Raw genomic sequence first — 19,286 nt, 5'->3', positions numbered from 1 at the left:
CGAGCAGGTGCAGGAGCAGACCCGCGAGGTCCGGGCCGCCGGCCTGGCCGCGTCGCTGGAACCGATCGGCCTCGAAATCGACCGCACCGCAATCGAACTCGCTGAGAGCGCGCGGCCGGTCCGCGAGCAGGAACGTGAGCAGATCCGTGAACAGGTCCTCGAACTCGAACGCGACCACGACCGCTCAGAACTCGAGCTCACCCGTGAACAACGCCGCCTCGATTATCAAGTCCGTGCCGGGCACGAACTCGAACGCCAACACGAAATCCAGGCACTCACGCGGGAAGGTCTCACACCTGATCACGTCGAACAGCTCATGGCACGCCTGGATGGGCAACGCGCCGACCGCGACCAGGAAACAACCCGAGGCTTGCAGCGGATCGGAGAACGGATCGCGGTCCAGCGCAACGCACGCGAGATGGTTGTCGAGATCGATAGTCACAACGCCCGCGTTCAGGAAACGACCGCCCACCACATCGCCGCGCTGGAACGAGAAGCCACCCAGGAACGCCAGCGTGACCCCGCGCAGGTGCAACTACGGGAGGGACACAAGAGCGTGCCCCAACTGGAGAAGGAAATCGAACTCACCCGCGAAGCCGCACAGTCCCTCACCCTCGACCGCGACCGGGACAAGAACCTGAACGCGCAGGTGTACAAGGCATTCCGCGACGGACAAGCCCGCTTCGATCCCGAGACCGGGAAGTGGTTGGCGCGGGTGGAAGGCCGGGAGGTCCGCGTCGCACCGGAAAGCCCGGAACGGATCGCGGGCGAAGCCGCGAGGCTGGCAGGGAAAGGATGGGACCCGCGAGCGATCCACCACACGATCGGTATTCACGCTCCAGGTGCGCCCGCTGTCGGCTCCCGCAGTCCGGACAAGGAAATCGAGGGAGCGACCGTGCGCGGCCGGGAGGCGGAGTTGGCGCGGCTGAGGGAGGAACGAGAGCGCGAATCACGCGGCAAAGGGTCGTAGCTATGACTACTGTTGCGATCCTGCGGGCGAGCAGGCGCTGACGCCAGCACGGCCCAGACTGCGCGCGGTGGAGCTGGGAAGTCACCCTGTTCGTCACCGCATAGTCGGTCGCGAGAAGGGTACGAAGTCCTCAACGCCGGATGAAAGGCTGAGCCGATAGCGACCACAGGCAGGCTCCCACGGACACCCCGTTTCGAGTCGATCGTCGAGGCGGCCGAGGCCATCGCCGACGAGCGGGCGACGGGTATGTCGGGGTCGAGCATTTGATGCTGGCGATCTGCGCTGACCCTGACACAGTCCCGACCCAGGAACTGGTCGAACTGGGCTTCGACCCCGCCGTTATCACCGCCGCACTCGACGCAACGATGCGGTCGCCCAGTTTCAACGAGATCAGTTATCGGTGTGTGTTCCTCGATGGTCGCGTCATCGACCACGGACCGCCCTGATGCGGACGGATTCGATGTGGGTCAGCGACGGGCCGGACGGCTGGGCGGGCCGCTTGTTTCGGCTACGCACCACCGTGCGCTTCACGCTGCAGCATCTTCGGCGCCCGCGGGGCTACACCGGGAAAGGGCAGTGGGTTCCCTCCCGGGAATACGGCGGTTGGGCCATCCGGCCATGCTGGGGTTGGCGGCGAATCCGGTGGGTGACACCACCAGTGCATTGGACGCACGCTATCCCCGCCGACGACAACGACGCTGTCGGCGATTGGATGCAGCAAAAGCTTGGCATGTAGCCGGGCACGACAAAAGCGCCCCCCGAACACGCTTAATGCGGCGCCGAGGGGCTGTCGCAAGCCGCACCATGGTGTGCGAACACACCCGCCGAAGCTCGTCTAGCAAACGAGTTTCGGACAGCCTGATCGCGCATCTGCTTGAGGTCTACTCAGAAATCGACCAGCTGAAGGCCATCCAGCAGTCTGAGGCCGCTACCTTTCGAGACGCAATTGAACAAGCTGTCGGAGCCGTTCAATCGAATTCAAAGCGCCAAGCTTTCAAGGACCTCGGCTGGGCGCTGGGGGGGATCACCATCACCTTCGTCGGCATCGCTGTCAGCCTGCTCGGTGCGATTACTGGGTGACCCCATCGCCGAAAACCCGAACAGAACGCACGCACGGTCGGAAGTGTTATCCCATCCGTGGGCCCGAGCGAGGGGTCACCTCTTTGTCGAATTGCTTCAGCAGTTGGCGGACGGCAGCTATCCGCTTGATGAGGTCCGCTTCGACTCGGCAGTCATCTCCACCGAAATCATCCAGCGGTCCCCGCTAAGACAGCGAGTTGAGCAGCAATGACAGTTATCGACATTCCGCTTCCCAAGCAGACAGCGCGGGTTCGATTCCCGTCATCGGCTCCACGGAAAACAGGCCGGTCGCGTCACTTCTGCACCTTCGCCAGATCGGTGAAGCCCTCGATGCCGAGCTCGGCGCCGATCGCGGCGACGGCGTCGACCAGGGTTCGGTCGCCCAGTTGGGGCCAGCCCTTCAGCGGGATCGGGCCGCCGATCTGTTCGCGCAGGTCGTTGACGTATTCGTCGATGTAGCGGATCGCGGTGCCGAGGGTGACGGTCTCGCCTCGGAAGTTGACGAAGGTTTCTTCGAGCGCGGCCATGGTCTTGCCTCCTGGGATTGGTGTGGCGTCGATGAGTGCTTGTACGTCGAAACGGAATGCCGCCATGTCGATGCCGGTCGGGTCGACTTTGCCTTCGCTGCTGTACTCGCGGTGGGCGACGCAGTCGCCGGCGTCGCGGCCGAGGTGGCGCAGAATCGCGGCGCAACCGCGCTTGTAAGCGTCGAGTTGCGCGGCGGTCCAATCGGTTCCGTCGCCGCGGGAAACGGCTTCGATGCCGATCACGTGGTAGTTGGCGTTGTCGGTGGGCCAACCGGGCCACGATCCGCGGCCGGCGTGCCAGCAGACGCCCGCGGCGATCACGCGATAGGTGCCGTCTCGCTCCAGGACCAGCTGCGCCAGCGGGCCTTCGAGGTCGGGACGTCCGTATTGCACGATGCGCCAGTCGTTTTCCCCGCCACCGGCGGTGTGATGGCACAGGACACCGCGGATATCGGCGAAATCGCCGTGGCCGCGGTCGCGCCAGCCTTCGTGTTCCAGTACGCGCAGGCCTTCGGCGCGCAGCACATCGGCCAGCCACAGTGGATCACTCACGAGATCGGGCCTCCTCGGTCTTGCCGGTCGATTCCGGCGTGCGCTTCGAAATGGGTTGGCGCACTGCATTCGATGCCGTGAGGGTGCCTGGCTGTCCGGTCGCCGCTATTTTCTTCGCGCAGACCGGTTTCGGGCGCTACTCGCTCTGCGCCCAGGCCGCGACGGGGAGGCTGAGGTAGATGCCGAAGTCGTCCAGCGCGGTGGCCGCCGTGAGGGCGTCGTGCAACTCGTCGACGCGGTACTGCCGGTTGGCGGCACGGCTCTCGAACCACTTGGAGCGGATTTCGATGACGACGTCGAGCCCGCTGCGATCGAACGGGCCGAGAGCGCGAAAGCGGATCTCGACGTCGCCGGGTCGCAGATCGCCGTCGTAGGGCTCTTCGGGGCATTCGACCGCGAGCGAGACCAGGTGCGGCAGTTGCTCGGCGAGGGTGCGGAGGGTCGATTCGGGAACGTGGGGCGCGTAGGTCACCTCGACTAGGGGCACCGGGTCAGCGTATCGATCCGCGGTCGTTGTCGGTGGCCGTGGTTACAGTCCGGGGGTGGCATCGGAATATTCGTTCACGGCCGAATTGTGGGAGCACGACGGGATGGCGTCCTGGCATTTCGTATCGCTGCCCGAGGAGGTCGCCGACGAGATCGAAGAGTTGTACGCGCACCGGGCAAACGGTTTCGGGGCGGTACGGGTACAGGTGACGATCGGCGCCAGCCGGTGGTCGACCTCCGTGTTTCCGGACAAGGCGCGCCGGACGTACGTGCTGCCGGTGAAGAAGCCGATACGGCTGGCCGAGGAGTTGACGGCCGGGTCCCCGGTGCGGGTCGAACTCGCTGTCGCGATCTAGCGGCTCACAGATCCATCGCCGCGCGCAGGGCGGTATCGAGCCGTTCCACTACGTCGGTGGGCAGCTCATCGATCCGATCGGCCAGCCAGTCGCGGTAGATGCGGCCGATATTGCCGGCGTGTACCCAGCCGTGGCCGGGCAGGGTGACCGCGAGAATGTCCTTCGGGTCCGCGTCGAGGACTTCGGCGGCGATCAGCCAGCGGCGCGGCGATTCATGGATGCCGTCGCTGCTGATCAGGACGATGGTGCGGCGGCGAGTCGAGCCTTGCGGGTGGTAGGTCCAGAGTTCACCCCTGCGCACGCATCTCCTTCTCGGCCGCGGCCAGTTCGGCCTCGTCGGCCGCGGCTTCGGCGCCGACGTCCAGGATCGGACCGACGCCGGTGCGCACCGCTTCGCGCCGAGCCGCCTTGGATATCCACGCCGAGGGTGACATGCCGGCGCGGGCCGCCGCCTGTTCGGCGAAGGACCAGGCCGTCTCGTCGAGCGAGAGGGTGACCTTACGTGTTGCCATACCATTTATCGTACCGATGAGCGGGCTTTCTGCCAGCGGTTTCCAGGCTGCGACCGGGTCGTTACAGTACTATTGGCCCGTTGCCAGCAGCAGAATCAGGGGTCACGATGTTGAATCACCACCGGATCGGCAAGGGTGAACCGCTGGTTCTGGTGCACGGGGTCGGCAGCCGCTGGCAGGTGTGGGAACCCATCATCGACACGCTCGCCAGGTCCTTCGACGTCATCGCGGTCGACCTGCCCGGGTTCGGCGCGTCCGCGCCGCTGCCCCGCACCACGGTCGACACGCTCACCGACGCGCTCGCGGATTTCCTCGCGGCAGCGGGAATCGAGCGTCCGCACCTGGCGGGCAACTCGATGGGCGGCCTGATCACCCTGAACCTCGCCGCGCGCGGACTGGCCCGCTCGGTCACCGCGTATTCCCCGATCGGGTTCTGGGACAAGGCCGGTCGCGTCTGGTGCCAGCAGTCGCTCGGACGCTCACGCGGGCTGCTCGGCCCCCTGGGGCCGGTGATACCGCAGGTCCTCGGCACCGCCGCCGGCCGGACCGTCTTCCTCGGCCTGGTCTTCGGCAAAGCGTGGGCGGTCGACCCGCAGACCGCCATCGACACCGCCAACGGCGCGAAGGTGCTCGGTTTCCAGCCCGCACTGGACTCGTTCGCCGACGTCCGCCCACCCGATCCGGCGGCGCTGGCGGAAATTCCGGTCACGATCGCATGGGGCAACCGGGATATCCTGCTGACCTACGCGACCCAAAGCCGCCGCGCGAAAGCCTTGCTGCCCAACGCGACTCACGTCACTCTGCGCGGCAGCGGCCACACCCCGTTCTACGACGACCCCGCCGCCTGCGCGCAAGTTCTGCTGGACACCGCCGGATAGTCGCTAGTCGAAGTTGTCCACAGTCATCCCCAGTTCACGGGGCGGGGTCACAGATTCGCGCGGAGCGGTCAACGATTCCGGTGGCGCGGTGCCCAGCAGGATCCGCACCGCGTTCCGCCAGCGCCACTGCAGGATTCGGTTGCGGTCCACGTCGCCGGTGAGCAGGGCGCGCATCGCCAGACCCGTCATGATCTCGATGGTGAACTCGGTGATCGTCGGAACCCTGGGGTCGTCGGGGAATTCGGCGCGGAAGACCTCGCGAATGCTGGTGTGCATGAGGTCGAAGAGCCGATGTTCCAGTGGCAGGAACGCGGCGAGCAGCTCGGGATCTGTTCTTGCGCCCACCCAGATCTCCAGTGCCGCAAGGAAAGACGGCCCGCTGAGCATGCGCATCGTCAGCTCGACGGCTACTTCCAGCCGGTCCGCGTCCGGTGGGATCGCCGCGAACTCCGAGGTCAGCTGAGCCAGGCGCCGCGCGGCCAGGTGCTCGACGGCACCCGCGAGCAGGTGGGCCTTGGTCGGAAAGTGATGCTGGAGGGTGCCGCGCGGCACCCCGGCGCGCTTCTGCACCGCCAAAGTGGTGGTGCCCGAGTACCCGTCGTCGACCAGGCTTTGTACCGCCGCGTCCAGGAGGCGGGTACGCATGCGCGAGGTGCGCTGCGCCTGCGTCTCCCGGACGCGCTCGGCCATCGGAGTCAGCGGCCCTGCCACTGCGGTTCGCGCTTCTGCGCGAACGCCAAGGCGCCTTCGGCGGCGTCCTTGGAAAACAGGGCGGGCAAGGCGATTTCACCCTGTTTGGCGAATGCCTGATCCGCTGTCCAGTCCGGTGACTCGTCGATGATCCGCTTGCTCGCCGCGACCGCCAACGGCGCGGCGGCGGCGATCTCGGCGGCCAAGGTGAGCGCACCCGCGAGCGCACCGCCCGGCTCGGTCAGCCGGTTGACCAGTCCCAATTGATACAGCCGCTCGGCGCCGATCCGCCCGCCGGTCAGGGCCAGCTCCGCGGCCATACTGCGCGGCAGCCGCTGGGTCAGCCGCAAGACGCCGCCACCGGCCGCGACCAGCCCGCGCTTCACCTCGGGGATACCGAATTGCGCGTTGTCCGCCGCGACGATCAGGTCACCGGACAACGCCAGTTCGAATCCGCCCGCCAAGGCGAAACCTTCCACTGCCGAAATCATCGGCTTGACAGGAGGTTTCGCGGCGATGCCGAGCGGACCGCGCCGCTGCGTCATCGGCATCTCGCCCTTGGACGCCGCCACCAGATCCATGCCCGCGCTGAAGGTGCCGCCCGCACCCGTGAGCACCAGCACGCGGGCGGCATCGTCGGCCTCGAACTCGTCGATCGCCGCCTCGATGGCTTGGGCGGCGGCCAGGTTGATCGAGTTGCGGACCTCGGGCCGGTTCACGGTCAGCACGGTGATGGCGTCACGACGTTCGACCAATACCAAGTCGGACATGGGGTTTCCTCTCAAAGCAGGGTGAGCTTGTCGGCGGCGGTGATCTCGGCGGACGCGCCGATCGGGTCGCCGTCGGTGAATGCCGCGACGGTGCCCGGATCCGAGGCCCGCACCAGTATGCGTGCCCCCTGCGGGTTCAGGGCGCTGATCACGACGGCCTCCGGTTCGTCGCCGTCGCGACTCTTGCGGTAGGGAACGGTGTAGGCCTCGACGGTCGCGGGCCCGGTGTACCCCGGCGCCACCTCCCGGCGGGCGGCCGGTACCTCGGCCTCGATCGAACGGAACAGGCGCACAGGTGGTTTCGCGGCGTAGACGCCGACTCCGTGCTTGGTGATGTACCAGCCCAGAGCGGTGGTGAGCCCGTAGTCGTCCGGGCGTTCCCGTAGCCGGCCGATCATGGTCGCGATGGAATGCGTCGTGTAGTTGTTGCCCGCGCCGCCCGCGAAGGTCAGTCCGCCGGTGACCGACAGTGGCCGTGCCGGATCATCGATCGGCAACCCCAGCGCCTCGGCCGCGACCTGCACCGCGACCGGGAAGCAGGAGTACAGGTCGATCTGCGCCACGTCATCGATGCCGACACCCGCGTGCGCGAGCGCGGCCTGACCGGCCGCCGCGATGGCGGGGGACGCGCTCATGTCCGCCCGTTCGGAGACGAACCATTCGTCGGTCGCGGTCGCGCCGCCGTGCAGGAAGATCCAGCGGTCCCGGGGCACCCCGGCCGCGTCGGCGGCGGCGGCGCTGCAAACGACAAGTCCCGCGGCCAGATCCACCGTCAAGTTGGCGATGAGTAACTTCGGATAGGGAGTCGACACCATCCGGTTGGCCGCCGACGGGGTGATCAATTCCGCGGCGCTGTGTGCGGTGGGCATCCACGCATACGGGTTGTCCACGGCCACCTTCGAGAACCGTGACCACAGCTCGCCGATCCGATTCCGATGGTCGGCTGCACTGGCACCGAGCCGTGCCCGCAGCGCGGTCTCCATCAGCGCGTAGAAGTAGACCGGCCCCCACAGCCCGGCCGCCGTCTCCATCTCGGAGTTGGGGCCGCGTTCGGATCCGATGATCTCGCACGGGGTTTCGGCCTGCTCCGGCCAATCGACCTGCGTACCCGCGCGTTTCGCCGCATTCCACGAGGCGACGGCTTCGGCGCCGGTGATCAGCGCGACCTCGGATCGTCCGGCCGCGATGGCCTGGCCGACGGTATTGAGCAGACGCTGCGGGCCGTCCCCGCCGAAACGCGCCGACTGCACCGTCCGGCTCGGCGTCGCGCCGAGTTCGGCGGCCACCAGTGCGCCCAGATCCGCGTACGGCTTGCTCACTGGCGCGACAGCCGCGACCAAATCGGCGGACCGCAGCAGGCGATCACCGGCGCCGCTGTCCGCGCCCGCGCGGCGCAGTGCTTCGGTGGCGAGTTCGACCGGACCCGGCAGCCCCGGTTCGCCCGCCCGGTGCACGACCTGTCCGGCCCCGACGAGGACCGGCGTGCGCGGGTCCATTCCGGCTGGCAGCATTGTTCCTCCACTCCATTTCCCGTCAGCACTGACGGGAACTAGCTCGATTAGAACAGAGCCGCTCTCTGCCTCGCAACGGTTCGACCCACGGAACTGACCGCTGGGTAAGATCCGAGGATGAGTTCCGACGTCACGCTGAGATTCCAGGACGACCGTGCCTACGTCGCCCTCGATCGCCCCGACAAGCACAACGGGCTGACCCTCGAAATGCTCGGCGGATTGATCGACGCCGCACATGACATCGCCGCCCACAAGGACGTGCGGGCGGTCATTCTGACCGGGAACGGGCCGAGTTTCAGTAGTGGGCTGGACGTCGCGAAGGCCGCCAGCGATCCACTGGCGATCGCGCGCGCGTTCGTCCCGCTGCCGTGGCGCGGCACCAACACCTTCCAGGAGGCGTGCTGGGCCTGGCGCCGCCTGCCGGTGCCGGTGATCGCGGCGGTGCACGGCCGCTGCTTCGGCGGCGGGTTGCAGATCGCGTTGGCCGCCGATGTCCGTTTCGCCACCCCGGACGCGGAGTTCTCGGTCATGGAAACCAAGCACGGCCTGGTGCCGGATATGACCGGCGCGGCCTCGTTGTCTCAGCTCATCGGCATCGACAAGGCGCTGATGCTGACCATGACCGCCGACGTGGTGGACGCCGCCTACGCCGCGCGCGTCGGCCTGATCACCGAGGTGACGCCCGATCCGCCGGCCGCCGCGGAGCAGCTCGCCGACCGCATCGCGCTCCGATCCCCGCACGCGGTGGCGGGCGCCAAGCGCATGTTCGATCGCTCGTGGCAGGCCTCGGCGCGCCGGACCTTCGCACTGGAACGCGCGACCCAGCTGCCGCTGATCCTGCGCCTGGCCCGGGGTAACAGCAAACGCTAAGCGAACAGAGCGATACCAATTTCGCATGACAGTGATGCCCGACACAATTCGATAGCGACCGGCTGTTAGCATTTCGCTCGATCTGCCAGCCAGTCGAGATGTGGCGCGAGACACATAACGGGTCTGTGTCGGCGTGCCCGCTTCGGCGTGATCCGGAGGGCTTCACCGACTTGCACAAGACCGCTTCCATCCTGCTGTCGACAGTCGCGGGTGCCACGGCCTTCGTCCTGGCAGTCACGTCCCCAGCCGCGGCGAACCCCAACGCCATCAATCCGATTCCGGTGCTGAACGGCACCAACGGGCTGCCGCACCTGCCCGGCCGCAGCAAAGCGGTGTTCCAGGTGACGGGCATGGCCAGCCCCAACAGCACCCACACCTACAACGTGCTTGGCACCGACCTGGGCATCATGTGGGACAACGGCCACGGCGAAATGCTGACCGCGTTCGGCGACACCGCCGGCCTCGGTTTCCCCAACCTGCTGGCCGGCAGCACCTGGGCCTGGCGCAGCAATATCCTGGTGCGCAGTCACACCCAGGACCCATCCAACGGCATTTACTTCGACAGCGTGGTGCGCGATGTCTTCGGGCAGGCGCGCGACCTGATCGCCAGCCCGAAAATTCCGATGCTGGAGATCAGCCGGATCCCGACCGCGGGCATCGCCGCCCACGGCGCCCAGTACATGAGTCTGATGTCGGTGGCGAGCTGGGACGAGGTCGGCCAGTGGACCACCAACTACGCCGGCCTGGCGGTCTCCGGTGACAACGGGGAAACCTGGCTGGAGCTGCCCGGCACCCGGCGGCCGAACGAGGGCGGTCACGCCAACTTCCAGATGAACGCCTTCCTGAAGAACGGCGGTTTCATCTACGAATACGGCACCCCGGACGGACGCAACAATCCCGCGTTCGTCGCCCGGGTCCCCGAAGACGCGATGGGTGACCTCGGCGCCCGCGAATACTGGGACGGTGAACAGTGGAAGCGCGGCGACGTCGACGCCGCCGCGCCGATCATGGGTGGCGTCGGCGAACTGTCGGTGATGTGGAACGACTATCTCGGCCAGTTCATCTCGCTGACCACCGATCCGTTCAACTCGGTGGTCATGCGCCGCTCGCCGAGCCCGCAGGGTCCGTGGAGTCCGCCGGAGGTGCTCATCGACACCCGGGAACTGCCCACCGCCTACGCGCCGTCGATCTTCCCGTACCAGACCGGCCGGGATCTGTACTACATGACGACCGTGCACAGTCAGTACAACGTTCTGCTGATGCGCACCACGCTCTGACCGCGGCATCGGAACCGGCGGTCGTCCCTGGGACGGCCGCCGGTTCGTGGTCAATAGACTCGCGGCATGGAAGCGGCCGAGTGGGACGCGCGCTACGCGCGGAGTGAGCTGGTCTGGGGTGCGCCGCCGAACAGCACCGTCGTCGAGCACGTGTACGGGTTGGAGCGCGGCATCACGTTGCGGCCCGACACGCCGGGCGGGGAACCGCCCCAGCATCCGCGCGCTCTGGACCTGGCCTGTGGCGAGGGCCGGAACACCTTGTGGCTGGCCACCCACGGCTGGCAGGTGGACGCGGTCGACTACTCGCAGGTGGGGATCGACAAGGGGCGCACTGTCGCGACGCGGCTGTCCCGGTCGGTGCGCAGCCGGATCAGCTGGCACTGCGCCGATGTCACCGAACTAGAAGCCGCCGGGATCACCGGGCCCTACGAGCTGGTGCTGATGGTCTTTCTGCACCTGCCCGCCGAGCAGCGACGTGCGCTGGTGCGCCGGGCCGCGAATTTGCTTGCGCCCGAAGGAACTCTGCTCGTACTGGGGCACGACGGCTCGAACCTGACCGACGGGTACGGCGGCCCGCAGGATCCGTCCATCCTCTTCACCCCGGAAGACATCACCGCCGACCTGGGTCCGGCGGCGAGCCACCTCCGAATCCGGGTCGCCGATCGCGTCCTGCGCCCCACGGAGGGCCGCGATGCCATCGACGCCCTCGTGGTCGCCACCCGGCCGGCGCCCGAACCCGGCCAGTGATCAGGCGGCCGGGCAGCTGTCCGCGGCCGGAAGCCGGAGATCGATGAGATAGCGATCCGCGGCGTCGGTGACGCAGGCGGTGCGGTCGTACATGCCGTGACCCCAGCCGTCGTAGCTGAGCAACCTGGCACCCGGCGTCTGGGCGGCGACCTGGAGCGCCCATTCGTGCGGTGTCGCCGGGTCGTGCCGGGAATTGAGGATCAGGGTCGGCGGACCGCCCTGGATCAGCGGACGGTGCGGCGGATTCTTCGTGGCCACCGGCCAGCCCGAGCAGATACTTCCCGCGGCCCAAGCGAAATGGACCCGCAGGGTGGGCGCGTTGTCCTGCTGTGCGCGCCACAGCCGCTGCCACTGGGCCTCATCGGCGATGTCGAACTGCCAGTCGGAGCAGAAGATGATCTGCGGCATGGGCGCGATCTCTCCGGTGCGCCGCGGCGGCACCGGAAGTTCGGCGGCACCGCGCGGTTGTGCGGCCAGGGCTCGCAGATCTTTCGCCAGCTCCGGCCACTCGGGGCGGTAAAGGCGTTGTGTCACAGCGCTGCTCAGGTCCACCGGCGGCAGCGGTTTGCCGTCGATCTGGCGCAGTTCACCACGCGCGGCGGTGGCGAACAGGTCGCCGTACAGACCTGGGACGTCCGACCCATGCAGGGCGCACTGCGTCTCCCGGGCGCACCATGCCACGAACTCGGTGAAAGTGTTTTGTCCCGCGCGGGCCTGCGAGGCCAGGAAGTCCGCGCCGCCCAGGCTGTGGTCGTCGACGCTGTCGAGCAGTGAGGCACGCAGTTGACCTGGAAAAAGTTCAGCGTAGCGCTGTGCGGGCATGGTGCCATAGGACCGGCTGTAGAGGCTGATCTGGCTCTCCCCCAGCGCTTTTCGCAAGGCCTCGACGTCACGCGCGAGGCTCTCGGCGTCCAGATGGTCCAGCAGGGGACCGGTGTGCTCACGGCAGCTGGCTTCGAGTTCCCTTGCGTAGGAATGCACTTCCGCGAGCCGACCGCCCGCGTCCGGGACCAGATTCGGCCACCGGGCCACCAATCCGGCGTCGCACCGCACCGCCTGACTGCGCTTCACCCCGCGGGGATCGAGACTGACGATGTCGAACCGGCTCTCCAGTTCAGTGGAAAACGTTGTGCCGCGCATGATCTGATCGACCCCCGAGCTGCCCGGCCCGCCCGGCAGCGAAATCAGCGTCCCGACCTTGTCCGCACCGTCCGCGCTGTCCCGCACCACCGCGACATCGATGGTGCCGCCGTCCGGGTTCGACCAGTCGATCGGCACCGTCAGCGACGCGCACTCGTAGGCGCCGTTCTCCGCGCAGGGCTGCCAGGTCAGCGCCGGCTCCGGAGCTGCGGTGGACGTACAGGCCGCGAGCGCCCCGGAGCCGAGCACCGCGGCGAGCAGCGCACCGGAGATGTTGCGAGATAAGGTCATAGCTCGATCGTCGGCCTACCGGATGACGCCGCACATCACGCCGGCGAGGGAGAGCGGGTCACTCCGCGGTGCTACTTCGACCAGCGCCGCAACCATGGCTCGACGGTCGCCTGGATGACATCGAACCCGGTGCGGAACGAGTGCGGCTGGCCGGCGATCACCCGCACCTCGGCGGCATCCGCCGCCTCCGGGATCCCGAACGGGTCGCTGCCCCCGTTGATCACCACCACCGGGACGTCACCGGTCGCCAGCAACTCCGCGCGCCGCGACTTCTCCGGCTTTCCGGGCGGGTGCAGCGGAAACGACAGCGCGATCACCCCGCGGGCCTGGACCTCGGCCGCTGTCCGGCAAGCCACCCGGGCCCCGTTGCTCCGGCCGCCTTGGATCAGCGGCACGTTCCTGGCCTTCTTGCGCAGGGCCGCGACGATCTCCAGCCAGGCTTCGTCCTGCTTGATCGCCGAGCCGGGCGCGCGCCGCCCGGCGAGCCGGTAGGGCTGGGTCACCAGCGCGACCGCCCCGCCCAGCGTGCGCGCGGTATCACGCACCGCCAGAAGGTCTTTGGCATCGACCCCACCCCCGGACCCGTGCGTCAGCAGTAGCAGGAAGGCCGGGGAACGCGGCTTGTCGAGCTCGATCTCGGCCGGTCCGGCGCTCGTCTCGATGTGCACCGCCTCACGGTAATCGGTCGGTAATCGGTCGGGCCGTAACCGCGCCCGCCGACCCCGCCGAGCCGCTGAACAGGGCAGATCCGCCCTTTACTCGTTCCTTCAACCAGGGGCAATGCGCCGCAGTGTCTTTCGCATCACATTGGTCGCCCGAACCTTTGCCGCAGTGATTACTCGCCGGTAATATGGCGTGTAAGTTACCCGCGAGTAGCAAGCTGCACACGGCATGGCTACCCGGAGGCGCACAACGGGCGGGAACGGCACACCACCGACCGCACCCGACTCAATGGAGAGCGAGAGACAACATGGGTCACTACAAGAGCAATGTCCGCGACCTCGAATTCAACCTCTTCGAGGTGCTCGGCCTGGGCTCCCTGCTGGACAGCGGCGCCTTCGGCGACCTGGACAGCGACACCGTCAAGGAGATGCTGAACGAAGTGCGTCGCCTGGCCGAGGGCCCGCTCGCGGATTCCTTCGTCGACGGCGACCGCAACCCGCCGGTCTTCGACCCCAACACCCACACCGTCACGCTCCCCGAGTCCTTCAAGAAGTCCTACAAGGCGCTCGAGGATGCCGGCTGGGCCAAGGTTCCGGTCCGCGAGGAGCTCGGCGGCCTGGGCGCGCCCAGCGTCATCGGCTGGGCCCTGGGCGAGATGATCCTGGGCGCCAACCCGCCCGCGCAGATGTACGCCGCCGGCGCCGGTTTCGCCGAGGTCTTCTACAACAACGGCACCGAAGAGCAGAAGAAGTGGGCTTCGATCATCGCGGAGCGCAACTGGGGCGCCACCATGGTGCTGACCGAGCCGGATGCCGGTTCCGACGTCGGCGCCGGCCGCACCAAGGCGATCAAGCAGGAAGACGGCTCCTGGCACATCGAGGGCGTCAAGCGCTTCATCACCTCGGGCGACTCCGACGACCTGTTCGAGAACATCATGCACCTCGTGCTGGCCCGCCCCGAGGGCGCCGGCCCCGGCACCAAGGGCCTGTCGCTGTTCTACGTGCCGAAGTGGCACTTCGATTTCGACACCCAGACCAAGGGCGACCGCAACGGCGTCTTCGTCACCAATGTCGAGCACAAGATGGGCATCAAGGTCTCGGCCACCTGTGAGGTCACCTTCGGTGGCCACGGCGTGCCCGCCAAGGGCTGGCTGGTCGGCGAGGTGCACAACGGCATCGCGCAGATGTTCGACGTCATCGAGAACGCCCGCATGATGGTCGGCACCAAGGCCATCGCGACCCTGTCCACCGGTTACCTGAACGCACTGGATTACGCCAAGCAGCGCGTCCAGGGTGCGGACCTGACCCAGATGACCGACAAGGCCGCCCCGCGCGTCACCATCACCCACCACCCGGACGTGCGTCGTTCGCTGGCCATGCAGAAGGCGTACGCCGAGGGCCTGCGCGCGATCTACCTCTACACCGCCGCGCACCAGGACGACAAGATCGCGGAGCTGGTCTCCGGCGCCGACAAGGACACCGCGTTCCGCGTCAACGATCTGCTGCTGCCGATCGTCAAGGGTGTCGGTTCCGAGCGCGCCTACCAGTACCTGACCGAATCGCTGCAGACCTTCGGTGGCTCCGGCTTCCTGCAGGACTACCCGATCGAGCAGTACATCCGCGACGCCAAGATCGACTCGCTCTACGAGGGCACCACCGCCATCCAGGCGCAGGACTTCTTCTTCCGCAAGATCGCCCGTGACCGCGGCGTCGCGCTGGCCCACGTGGCCGGCCAGGTGCAGAAGTTCATCGAGTCCGAGGCCGGCAACGGCCGGCTGAAGGCCGAGCGCAAGCTGCTGGCCACCGCCCTCGAGGACGTGCAGGCCATGGCCGCCACCCTGACCGGGCATCTGATGGGCGCCCAGCAGGATCCGAAGGAGCTCTACAAGGTCGGCCTGGGCTCGGTGCGCTTCCTGATGGCCGTCGGCGACCTGATGATCGGCTGGCAGCTGCTGCGCGGCGCCGAAGTCGCCATCAAGGCCCTCGACAACGGCTCCGACGAGGCGTTCTACCACGGCAAGGTCGCCACCGCGCAGTTCTTCGCGCGCAACGTCCTGCCGGAGCTCACCGCCACCCGCGCCATCCTGTCGAACCTGGACAACGACATCATGGAGCTGGACGAAGCCGCCTTCTGAGGCTGCTGAGTCAAGGCACAATCGAAGACACACAGCGCGGCCCGGGATTCGTCCCGGGCCGCTCTGCTGTCTCCTCCCCCATTCCGGGGCGCGCAGCGGGCACAATGATCGAGCTGACCGCGCGCGCTACAGAAGGGGACTCGTCCGGATGAAACGAACGCTGCGGGCACTGGCCAGAGCCGGTGCTGTCGGAGCCGCGCTCTCCCTCGTGATCGCCGGCCCCTCAGCGGCCGATCCCAACAACATCAATCCCATTCCGGTCCTCAACGGCTGGGACGGTCTGCCGAAACTCCCCGGCCAGACCCAGGCCGTCTTCCAGATGACCGGAATGGACAGTCCGAACCGGACCGAGAAGGTCAACATGATCGGCACCGACCTCGGCATCATGTGGGACGACGGCGGCGGCCGCATGATCACCGCCTTCGGCGACAGCGCCGGTCTCGGTATGCCCAACCTGCTCGCGGGCAGCATGTGGGCGTGGAGCTCGAATATGTTGTTCCGCAGCAGCACCCAGGATCCGTCCAACGGCATCTACTTCGACAGCGTCGTACCGAATCCGTTGCCGAGTCCCAAGATTCCCGGCATCGAGATCAGTCTCATTCCGACCGCGGGCATTTCGGTGGGCGGGGTGCAGTACATGAGCATGATGTCGGTGCGGGAATGGGGCGACCACGGTAAGTGGAGCACCAATTTCTCCACCCTCGCCGTCTCGGGAGACGGCGGGCAGACCTGGGCGCAATTGCCGAACACCCGCCGCGCGAATGTCGACGGCTTCGAGAACTTCCAGCAGAACGCTTTCGTGAAGCACGACGGTTTCGTCTACCGGTACGGCACGCCGGCTGGGCGCGGCAATCCTGGATTCATCTCGCGGGCACCCGAATTCGACATCGCGAATCTCGACGCCTACGAGTATTGGGACGGCAAGGAATGGAAGCCGGACGTGAAGGCCGCCGCGCCCATCGTGGGCGGTGTCGCGGAACAGTCGGTGATGTGGAACCAGCATTTGGGCCAATTCGTCATGCTGACAACCGATCCGGCCAACTCGGTGGTGCTGCGGACCGCACCGGCGCCGGAAGGGCCGTGGAGCGAGCCCCGCGTTCTGATCGCGGCCGGTGAACTCCCCACCGCTTACGCCCCGATGATTTTCCCCTACCAAACGGGCAGCGATCTGTACTTCCTCGTCACCGTGCACAGCCAGTACAACGTGATACTCATGCGAACCCCGTTGTAATGCCGGCACAAAGCGGCCCGGATTGTTCCGGGCCGCTTTTGATTACGCGCGAGACGTTACTTCTTCGGCGGGATCGGATCACCCGAACCGGTGGTGAGCAGTTTGCCGAGCAAGGTGGCGAAGGTCGCCGAGCCCGAAGCCGAACCGGAGGTGGTGTCGACCGGCTCGGCGGCGCTCTTCGGCGGAATCGGGTTGCCCGAACCGGTGGTCAGCAGCTTGTTCAACAGGGTGGCGAAGGTCGCGGAACCCGAAGCCGAGCCCGTGGGGGCGGGGTCGGCCACGACGGAGACGTCAGCCGAAGCCATACCGGCACCGGCGAAAAGGAAACCGGCGGTCGCGACGGCGACACCCAGCGCACGGATCTTGCTCATGAATAACTCTTCTTCCCTCATCGAACACCGATCCAGCCGCGGCCTGCGGCGGACACGGGCTCTTTCTATCACCCGAATCGGTCAGTTCCCCACACGTCGGTGAACGTCGCGCAAACGATCAATGGCGAATTGTTCAGTGCGGGTGTGCGCGACGCAGGCAACGGGCACCTGTATGAATCCCGCTACCAGGGCGAAAGCCGCGCGGACTCCGGACAACACCTGCGGCATTCGAGCACCATGAAAAATATGAATCCGAAAGAACAAAACCCCACTCGCGGTCAACGCGACTTCCCGCGCTACCCGGACAGCGCCGCCTGGTGGGCCACTACGGCGAGCGCGGCTGCAACAGTGCCCGCGAGTTGCATCTAGATTTGCGGAGTTGTTCAGCGTGCGCGCAGGCCGGCGACGAACGCGGCGACCTTGCCGAGGTCGTCATCGGACAGACCGGACAGATCGACGGCCGTACCCAGGCGGCGACTGGGCGCCCCACCCGTGGCGGCGGCCTCGAAACCGGTCTTACGCAACAGCGGGCTCGGATCGATGCCCACAGCCATGGCCATAGCCTGCAAAGTTCGTGCGGTAGTTCGGACGACGACCTTCCTCTCCCCCTTGTACTGCGTGCCAAGCTCAACCTGGGTCCACAAGCTGACGCTGATGCCGGCCTCCCTCGCCGCGGCGTCACGAGACAGGCCTTTGACCTGCCGGGCTTCCCGGATCGCCGCGCTGATCTCCCTTGGCACCGGGGCGCTTTGACGATTGCTCATGCTCACATGGTAGGCCATTACCTGCATTTACACCTATCTTTGTATGTACCGCCACTCCATGTTTAGCCGCCGCGTCGCCAGGGTATCTACCTGCGCTTCAGCCGAATACAGCTGACAGTTTGCAAGCTGCGGTGCGCAGCGAGCTACATCCAACGCTTGCAGATTGCATGTACCAACTCTAGGATCGCTAACAGGGGGCGCCGCCTCTGCGGCTGTCATGCCGCACTGTTCGTGCTGGTAGTGGTGGTTTTTACACCGCTTGTTCGTTCCGAAGGGTTGCAATGTCCGTCTTCTACACCGAGCTGCCAGCGCCGCAGACTCGGGCGCGTGAACGCGCCAATCGAGAGTTCGCCGCCGAGCTGCGTCGCAATCCTGGCCGGTGGGCCGTCTATCCATGGCACACTCGCTCCCCGCACTCCACCAAGCATCGGCTGCGCAATGGGATGTCCGCCGCCTTCGGCACCGGTTTCGAATCCGAGGTGCGCGGTGGCACCGTCTACGTCCGCTACAACCCTGCGGCGTCGCTGGATATGATCGCGTAGTCCACCATCTCAGCGATACGCGATAATATTGGGAATCGCGGTACGGAGCGCATCGGTGAGTTTCCGGTGTACCGGTACAGGTTCCGCATTCGTCCAAATGCAACTGATCGGGATCGGATCGTCTCCGACTTCGGACCAGTTGAGCCGATTCACGTTGTCGGCGGGCAAATCCCGCCGTTCCGAGCGTGATAAGGAACGCAACCGATAACGGACGGTATCGGGGTTGACTTGAAGCCATTCCGCCGCTTCTTCGATACCCCGATATCGCGCCAAGGCGACCTTGAGTTCCTCGATCGGAATCAGATTTCGGCAAGCGGTTTCATAGACGCGGAGTTCGGTGATCAGCCGAGATTCCCGTCCCATTCGCGCCTTTCGCACAGTTTCGGTGTGCTCGAGCTGGGCGTGCGCCATAGCGTGCGCGAGCCCTTCCCGGCGGTCCACCGCGGAGAGCTCCGCGGTAATCATGATTGCCCGGTGCTCGGGATCCCAGATGACAATCTCCGAATCGAATGCCAGGTCGGCGATGGTGATGTCGAGTTTCGCGGCGTGTGTTCGAGCATCGTATCTGGTACTAGCCCTGCGACCGGGCATGATGCTGACACCTCTTCGACAGTGGATTTCTATGGAACCTCTTACGCCCCTTCGCGGTTCAGCCCGCTACTCGCAGCCGCTACCGAAGTGTGGCGAGGAACTCATCGATGACGCACTTGTCGTGCTGGTTCAAGTCCGAAAAATCGCCGGCCTGCACCCGGGCCCGATTAACCTCCGGGCCGGCCTGCTCGTCATCCCACGGTGCAGCTAGGCCACCATCGGAGTCCTCAGGTGAGTGCGGGTCGAGCTCGAACGTCATGCGAGCCAGCATACTGCCTTTAATTGCGCCCCCGTTATCGCAGTGACGGTAGGCACCCCGCCAGGCTTGATAGT

24 protein-coding genes are annotated in these 19,286 nt (G+C 66.6%); 11 read left to right on the top strand and 13 right to left on the bottom strand.

Annotated features, from left to right (window positions below; translation table 11 throughout):
• The first annotated feature begins 7 nt into the window (after positions 1-7).
• Positions 8-970, top strand: coding sequence for a coiled-coil domain-containing protein (locus BJ987_RS07000; RefSeq protein WP_209885785.1), 963 nt, complete (start codon positions 8-10; stop codon positions 968-970).
• 804 nt (positions 971-1,774) lie between these two features.
• Positions 1,775-2,050, top strand: coding sequence for a hypothetical protein (locus BJ987_RS06990; RefSeq protein WP_209885779.1), 276 nt, complete (start codon positions 1,775-1,777; stop codon positions 2,048-2,050).
• 293 nt (positions 2,051-2,343) lie between these two features.
• On the opposite strand, the gene BJ987_RS06985 is transcribed toward BJ987_RS06990, so the two are convergent.
• A complete protein-coding gene (locus BJ987_RS06985; RefSeq protein ID WP_307869523.1) occupies positions 2,344-3,129 on the bottom strand; it encodes a peptidoglycan recognition protein family protein in 786 nt (261 codons plus the stop codon).
• Between the two features lie 136 nt (positions 3,130-3,265).
• Positions 3,266-3,616, bottom strand: a complete 351-nt coding sequence (locus BJ987_RS06980; RefSeq protein ID WP_209885775.1) for a hypothetical protein — start codon at positions 3,614-3,616, stop codon at positions 3,266-3,268.
• 55 nt (positions 3,617-3,671) lie between these two features.
• Here BJ987_RS06980 and BJ987_RS06975 point away from each other — a divergent pair, with 55 nt between their 5' ends.
• Complete coding sequence (locus BJ987_RS06975; RefSeq protein ID WP_307869522.1) at positions 3,672-3,971, top strand: DUF1905 domain-containing protein; 300 nt, start codon at positions 3,672-3,674, stop codon at positions 3,969-3,971.
• A 4-nt stretch (positions 3,972-3,975) separates the two neighbouring features.
• On the opposite strand, the gene BJ987_RS06970 is transcribed toward BJ987_RS06975, so the two are convergent.
• Together BJ987_RS06970 and BJ987_RS06965 are read right to left on the bottom strand one after the other, a co-directional pair.
• Entirely contained in the window at positions 3,976-4,272 is a 297-nt protein-coding gene (locus BJ987_RS06970) for a hypothetical protein (protein ID WP_209885773.1), read from the bottom strand.
• The gene (locus tag BJ987_RS06965) at positions 4,259-4,483 is read right to left on the bottom strand and encodes a hypothetical protein (protein ID WP_209885771.1); all 225 of its coding nucleotides are present in this window, start codon (positions 4,481-4,483) and stop codon (positions 4,259-4,261) included. The genes BJ987_RS06970 and BJ987_RS06965 overlap by 14 nt, the downstream gene beginning before the upstream one ends.
• 107 nt (positions 4,484-4,590) lie before the next feature.
• On the opposite strand from BJ987_RS06965, the gene BJ987_RS06960 reads away from it, so the two are divergent.
• A complete protein-coding gene (locus tag BJ987_RS06960) occupies positions 4,591-5,361 on the top strand; it encodes an alpha/beta fold hydrolase (protein WP_209885769.1) in 771 nt (256 codons plus the stop codon).
• A 3-nt stretch (positions 5,362-5,364) separates the two neighbouring features.
• On the opposite strand, the gene BJ987_RS06955 is transcribed toward BJ987_RS06960, so the two are convergent.
• The 3 genes from BJ987_RS06955 to BJ987_RS06945 are packed head-to-tail and all read right to left on the bottom strand — an operon-like array spanning position 5,365 to position 8,332.
• A complete protein-coding gene (locus BJ987_RS06955; RefSeq protein ID WP_245365849.1) occupies positions 5,365-6,051 on the bottom strand; it encodes a TetR/AcrR family transcriptional regulator in 687 nt (228 codons plus the stop codon).
• A 5-nt stretch (positions 6,052-6,056) separates the two neighbouring features.
• Entirely contained in the window at positions 6,057-6,821 is a 765-nt protein-coding gene (locus BJ987_RS06950; RefSeq protein WP_209885765.1) for a crotonase/enoyl-CoA hydratase family protein, read from the bottom strand.
• A gap of 11 nt (positions 6,822-6,832) precedes the next feature.
• Positions 6,833-8,332, bottom strand: a complete 1,500-nt coding sequence (locus tag BJ987_RS06945) for an acetyl-CoA acetyltransferase (RefSeq protein WP_209885763.1) — start codon at positions 8,330-8,332, stop codon at positions 6,833-6,835.
• Positions 8,333-8,449: 117 nt separating this feature from the next.
• Between BJ987_RS06945 and BJ987_RS06940 the strand changes: the two genes are divergently transcribed.
• From BJ987_RS06940 to BJ987_RS06930, 3 genes are all read left to right on the top strand, one after another.
• Entirely contained in the window at positions 8,450-9,202 is a 753-nt protein-coding gene (locus BJ987_RS06940) for a crotonase/enoyl-CoA hydratase family protein (protein ID WP_209885761.1), read from the top strand.
• 170 nt (positions 9,203-9,372) lie between these two features.
• Positions 9,373-10,479, top strand: a complete 1,107-nt coding sequence (locus BJ987_RS06935) for a glycoside hydrolase family 183 protein (protein ID WP_209885759.1) — start codon at positions 9,373-9,375, stop codon at positions 10,477-10,479.
• Positions 10,480-10,545: 66 nt separating this feature from the next.
• Positions 10,546-11,226 (top strand): class I SAM-dependent methyltransferase, encoded by a 681-nt coding sequence (locus BJ987_RS06930; protein ID WP_209885757.1) that lies wholly within the window; start codon positions 10,546-10,548, stop codon positions 11,224-11,226.
• On the opposite strand, the gene BJ987_RS06925 is transcribed toward BJ987_RS06930, so the two are convergent.
• Together BJ987_RS06925 and BJ987_RS06920 are read right to left on the bottom strand one after the other, a co-directional pair.
• On the bottom strand, positions 11,227-12,657 hold the full coding sequence (locus tag BJ987_RS06925; RefSeq protein ID WP_209885755.1) for an alpha/beta hydrolase: 1,431 nt from the start codon (positions 12,655-12,657) through the stop codon (positions 11,227-11,229).
• Between the two features lie 71 nt (positions 12,658-12,728).
• Positions 12,729-13,325 carry an alpha/beta hydrolase family protein gene (locus BJ987_RS06920; protein ID WP_209885753.1) on the bottom strand — a complete coding sequence of 199 codons (597 nt, stop codon included), beginning with the start codon at positions 13,323-13,325 and terminating at the stop codon, positions 12,729-12,731.
• Between the two features lie 302 nt (positions 13,326-13,627).
• Between BJ987_RS06920 and BJ987_RS06915 the strand changes: the two genes are divergently transcribed.
• Together BJ987_RS06915 and BJ987_RS06910 are read left to right on the top strand one after the other, a co-directional pair.
• Positions 13,628-15,454, top strand: coding sequence for an acyl-CoA dehydrogenase (locus BJ987_RS06915; protein WP_209885752.1), 1,827 nt, complete (start codon positions 13,628-13,630; stop codon positions 15,452-15,454).
• Positions 15,455-15,602: 148 nt separating this feature from the next.
• The gene (locus BJ987_RS06910; RefSeq protein ID WP_209885751.1) at positions 15,603-16,685 is read left to right on the top strand and encodes a glycoside hydrolase family 183 protein; all 1,083 of its coding nucleotides are present in this window, start codon (positions 15,603-15,605) and stop codon (positions 16,683-16,685) included.
• A 56-nt stretch (positions 16,686-16,741) separates the two neighbouring features.
• Here the strand turns inward: BJ987_RS06910 and BJ987_RS06905 are convergent, their stop codons facing one another.
• Complete coding sequence (locus BJ987_RS06905; protein WP_209885750.1) at positions 16,742-17,056, bottom strand: hypothetical protein; 315 nt, start codon at positions 17,054-17,056, stop codon at positions 16,742-16,744.
• Between the two features lie 99 nt (positions 17,057-17,155).
• On the opposite strand from BJ987_RS06905, the gene BJ987_RS06900 reads away from it, so the two are divergent.
• A complete protein-coding gene (locus BJ987_RS06900; RefSeq protein ID WP_209885749.1) occupies positions 17,156-17,425 on the top strand; it encodes a hypothetical protein in 270 nt (89 codons plus the stop codon).
• Between the two features lie 14 nt (positions 17,426-17,439).
• Here the strand turns inward: BJ987_RS06900 and BJ987_RS06895 are convergent, their stop codons facing one another.
• Positions 17,440-17,820 (bottom strand): helix-turn-helix domain-containing protein, encoded by a 381-nt coding sequence (locus BJ987_RS06895; protein ID WP_209885748.1) that lies wholly within the window; start codon positions 17,818-17,820, stop codon positions 17,440-17,442.
• Positions 17,821-18,101: 281 nt separating this feature from the next.
• On the opposite strand from BJ987_RS06895, the gene BJ987_RS06890 reads away from it, so the two are divergent.
• Positions 18,102-18,362, top strand: a complete 261-nt coding sequence (locus BJ987_RS06890) for a hypothetical protein (RefSeq protein ID WP_209885747.1) — start codon at positions 18,102-18,104, stop codon at positions 18,360-18,362.
• 9 nt (positions 18,363-18,371) lie between these two features.
• On the opposite strand, the gene BJ987_RS06885 is transcribed toward BJ987_RS06890, so the two are convergent.
• Entirely contained in the window at positions 18,372-18,953 is a 582-nt protein-coding gene (locus BJ987_RS06885; RefSeq protein ID WP_209885745.1) for an ImmA/IrrE family metallo-endopeptidase, read from the bottom strand.
• A 79-nt stretch (positions 18,954-19,032) separates the two neighbouring features.
• On the bottom strand, positions 19,033-19,212 hold the full coding sequence (locus tag BJ987_RS06880) for a hypothetical protein (RefSeq protein WP_209885743.1): 180 nt from the start codon (positions 19,210-19,212) through the stop codon (positions 19,033-19,035).
• Positions 19,213-19,286 lie beyond the last annotated feature (74 nt).

This window comes from Nocardia goodfellowii (assembly GCF_017875645.1).
Classification (GTDB): Bacteria; Actinomycetota; Actinomycetes; order Mycobacteriales; family Mycobacteriaceae; genus Nocardia; species Nocardia goodfellowii.
This window is presented reverse-complemented; position numbering and strand designations above follow the sequence as displayed.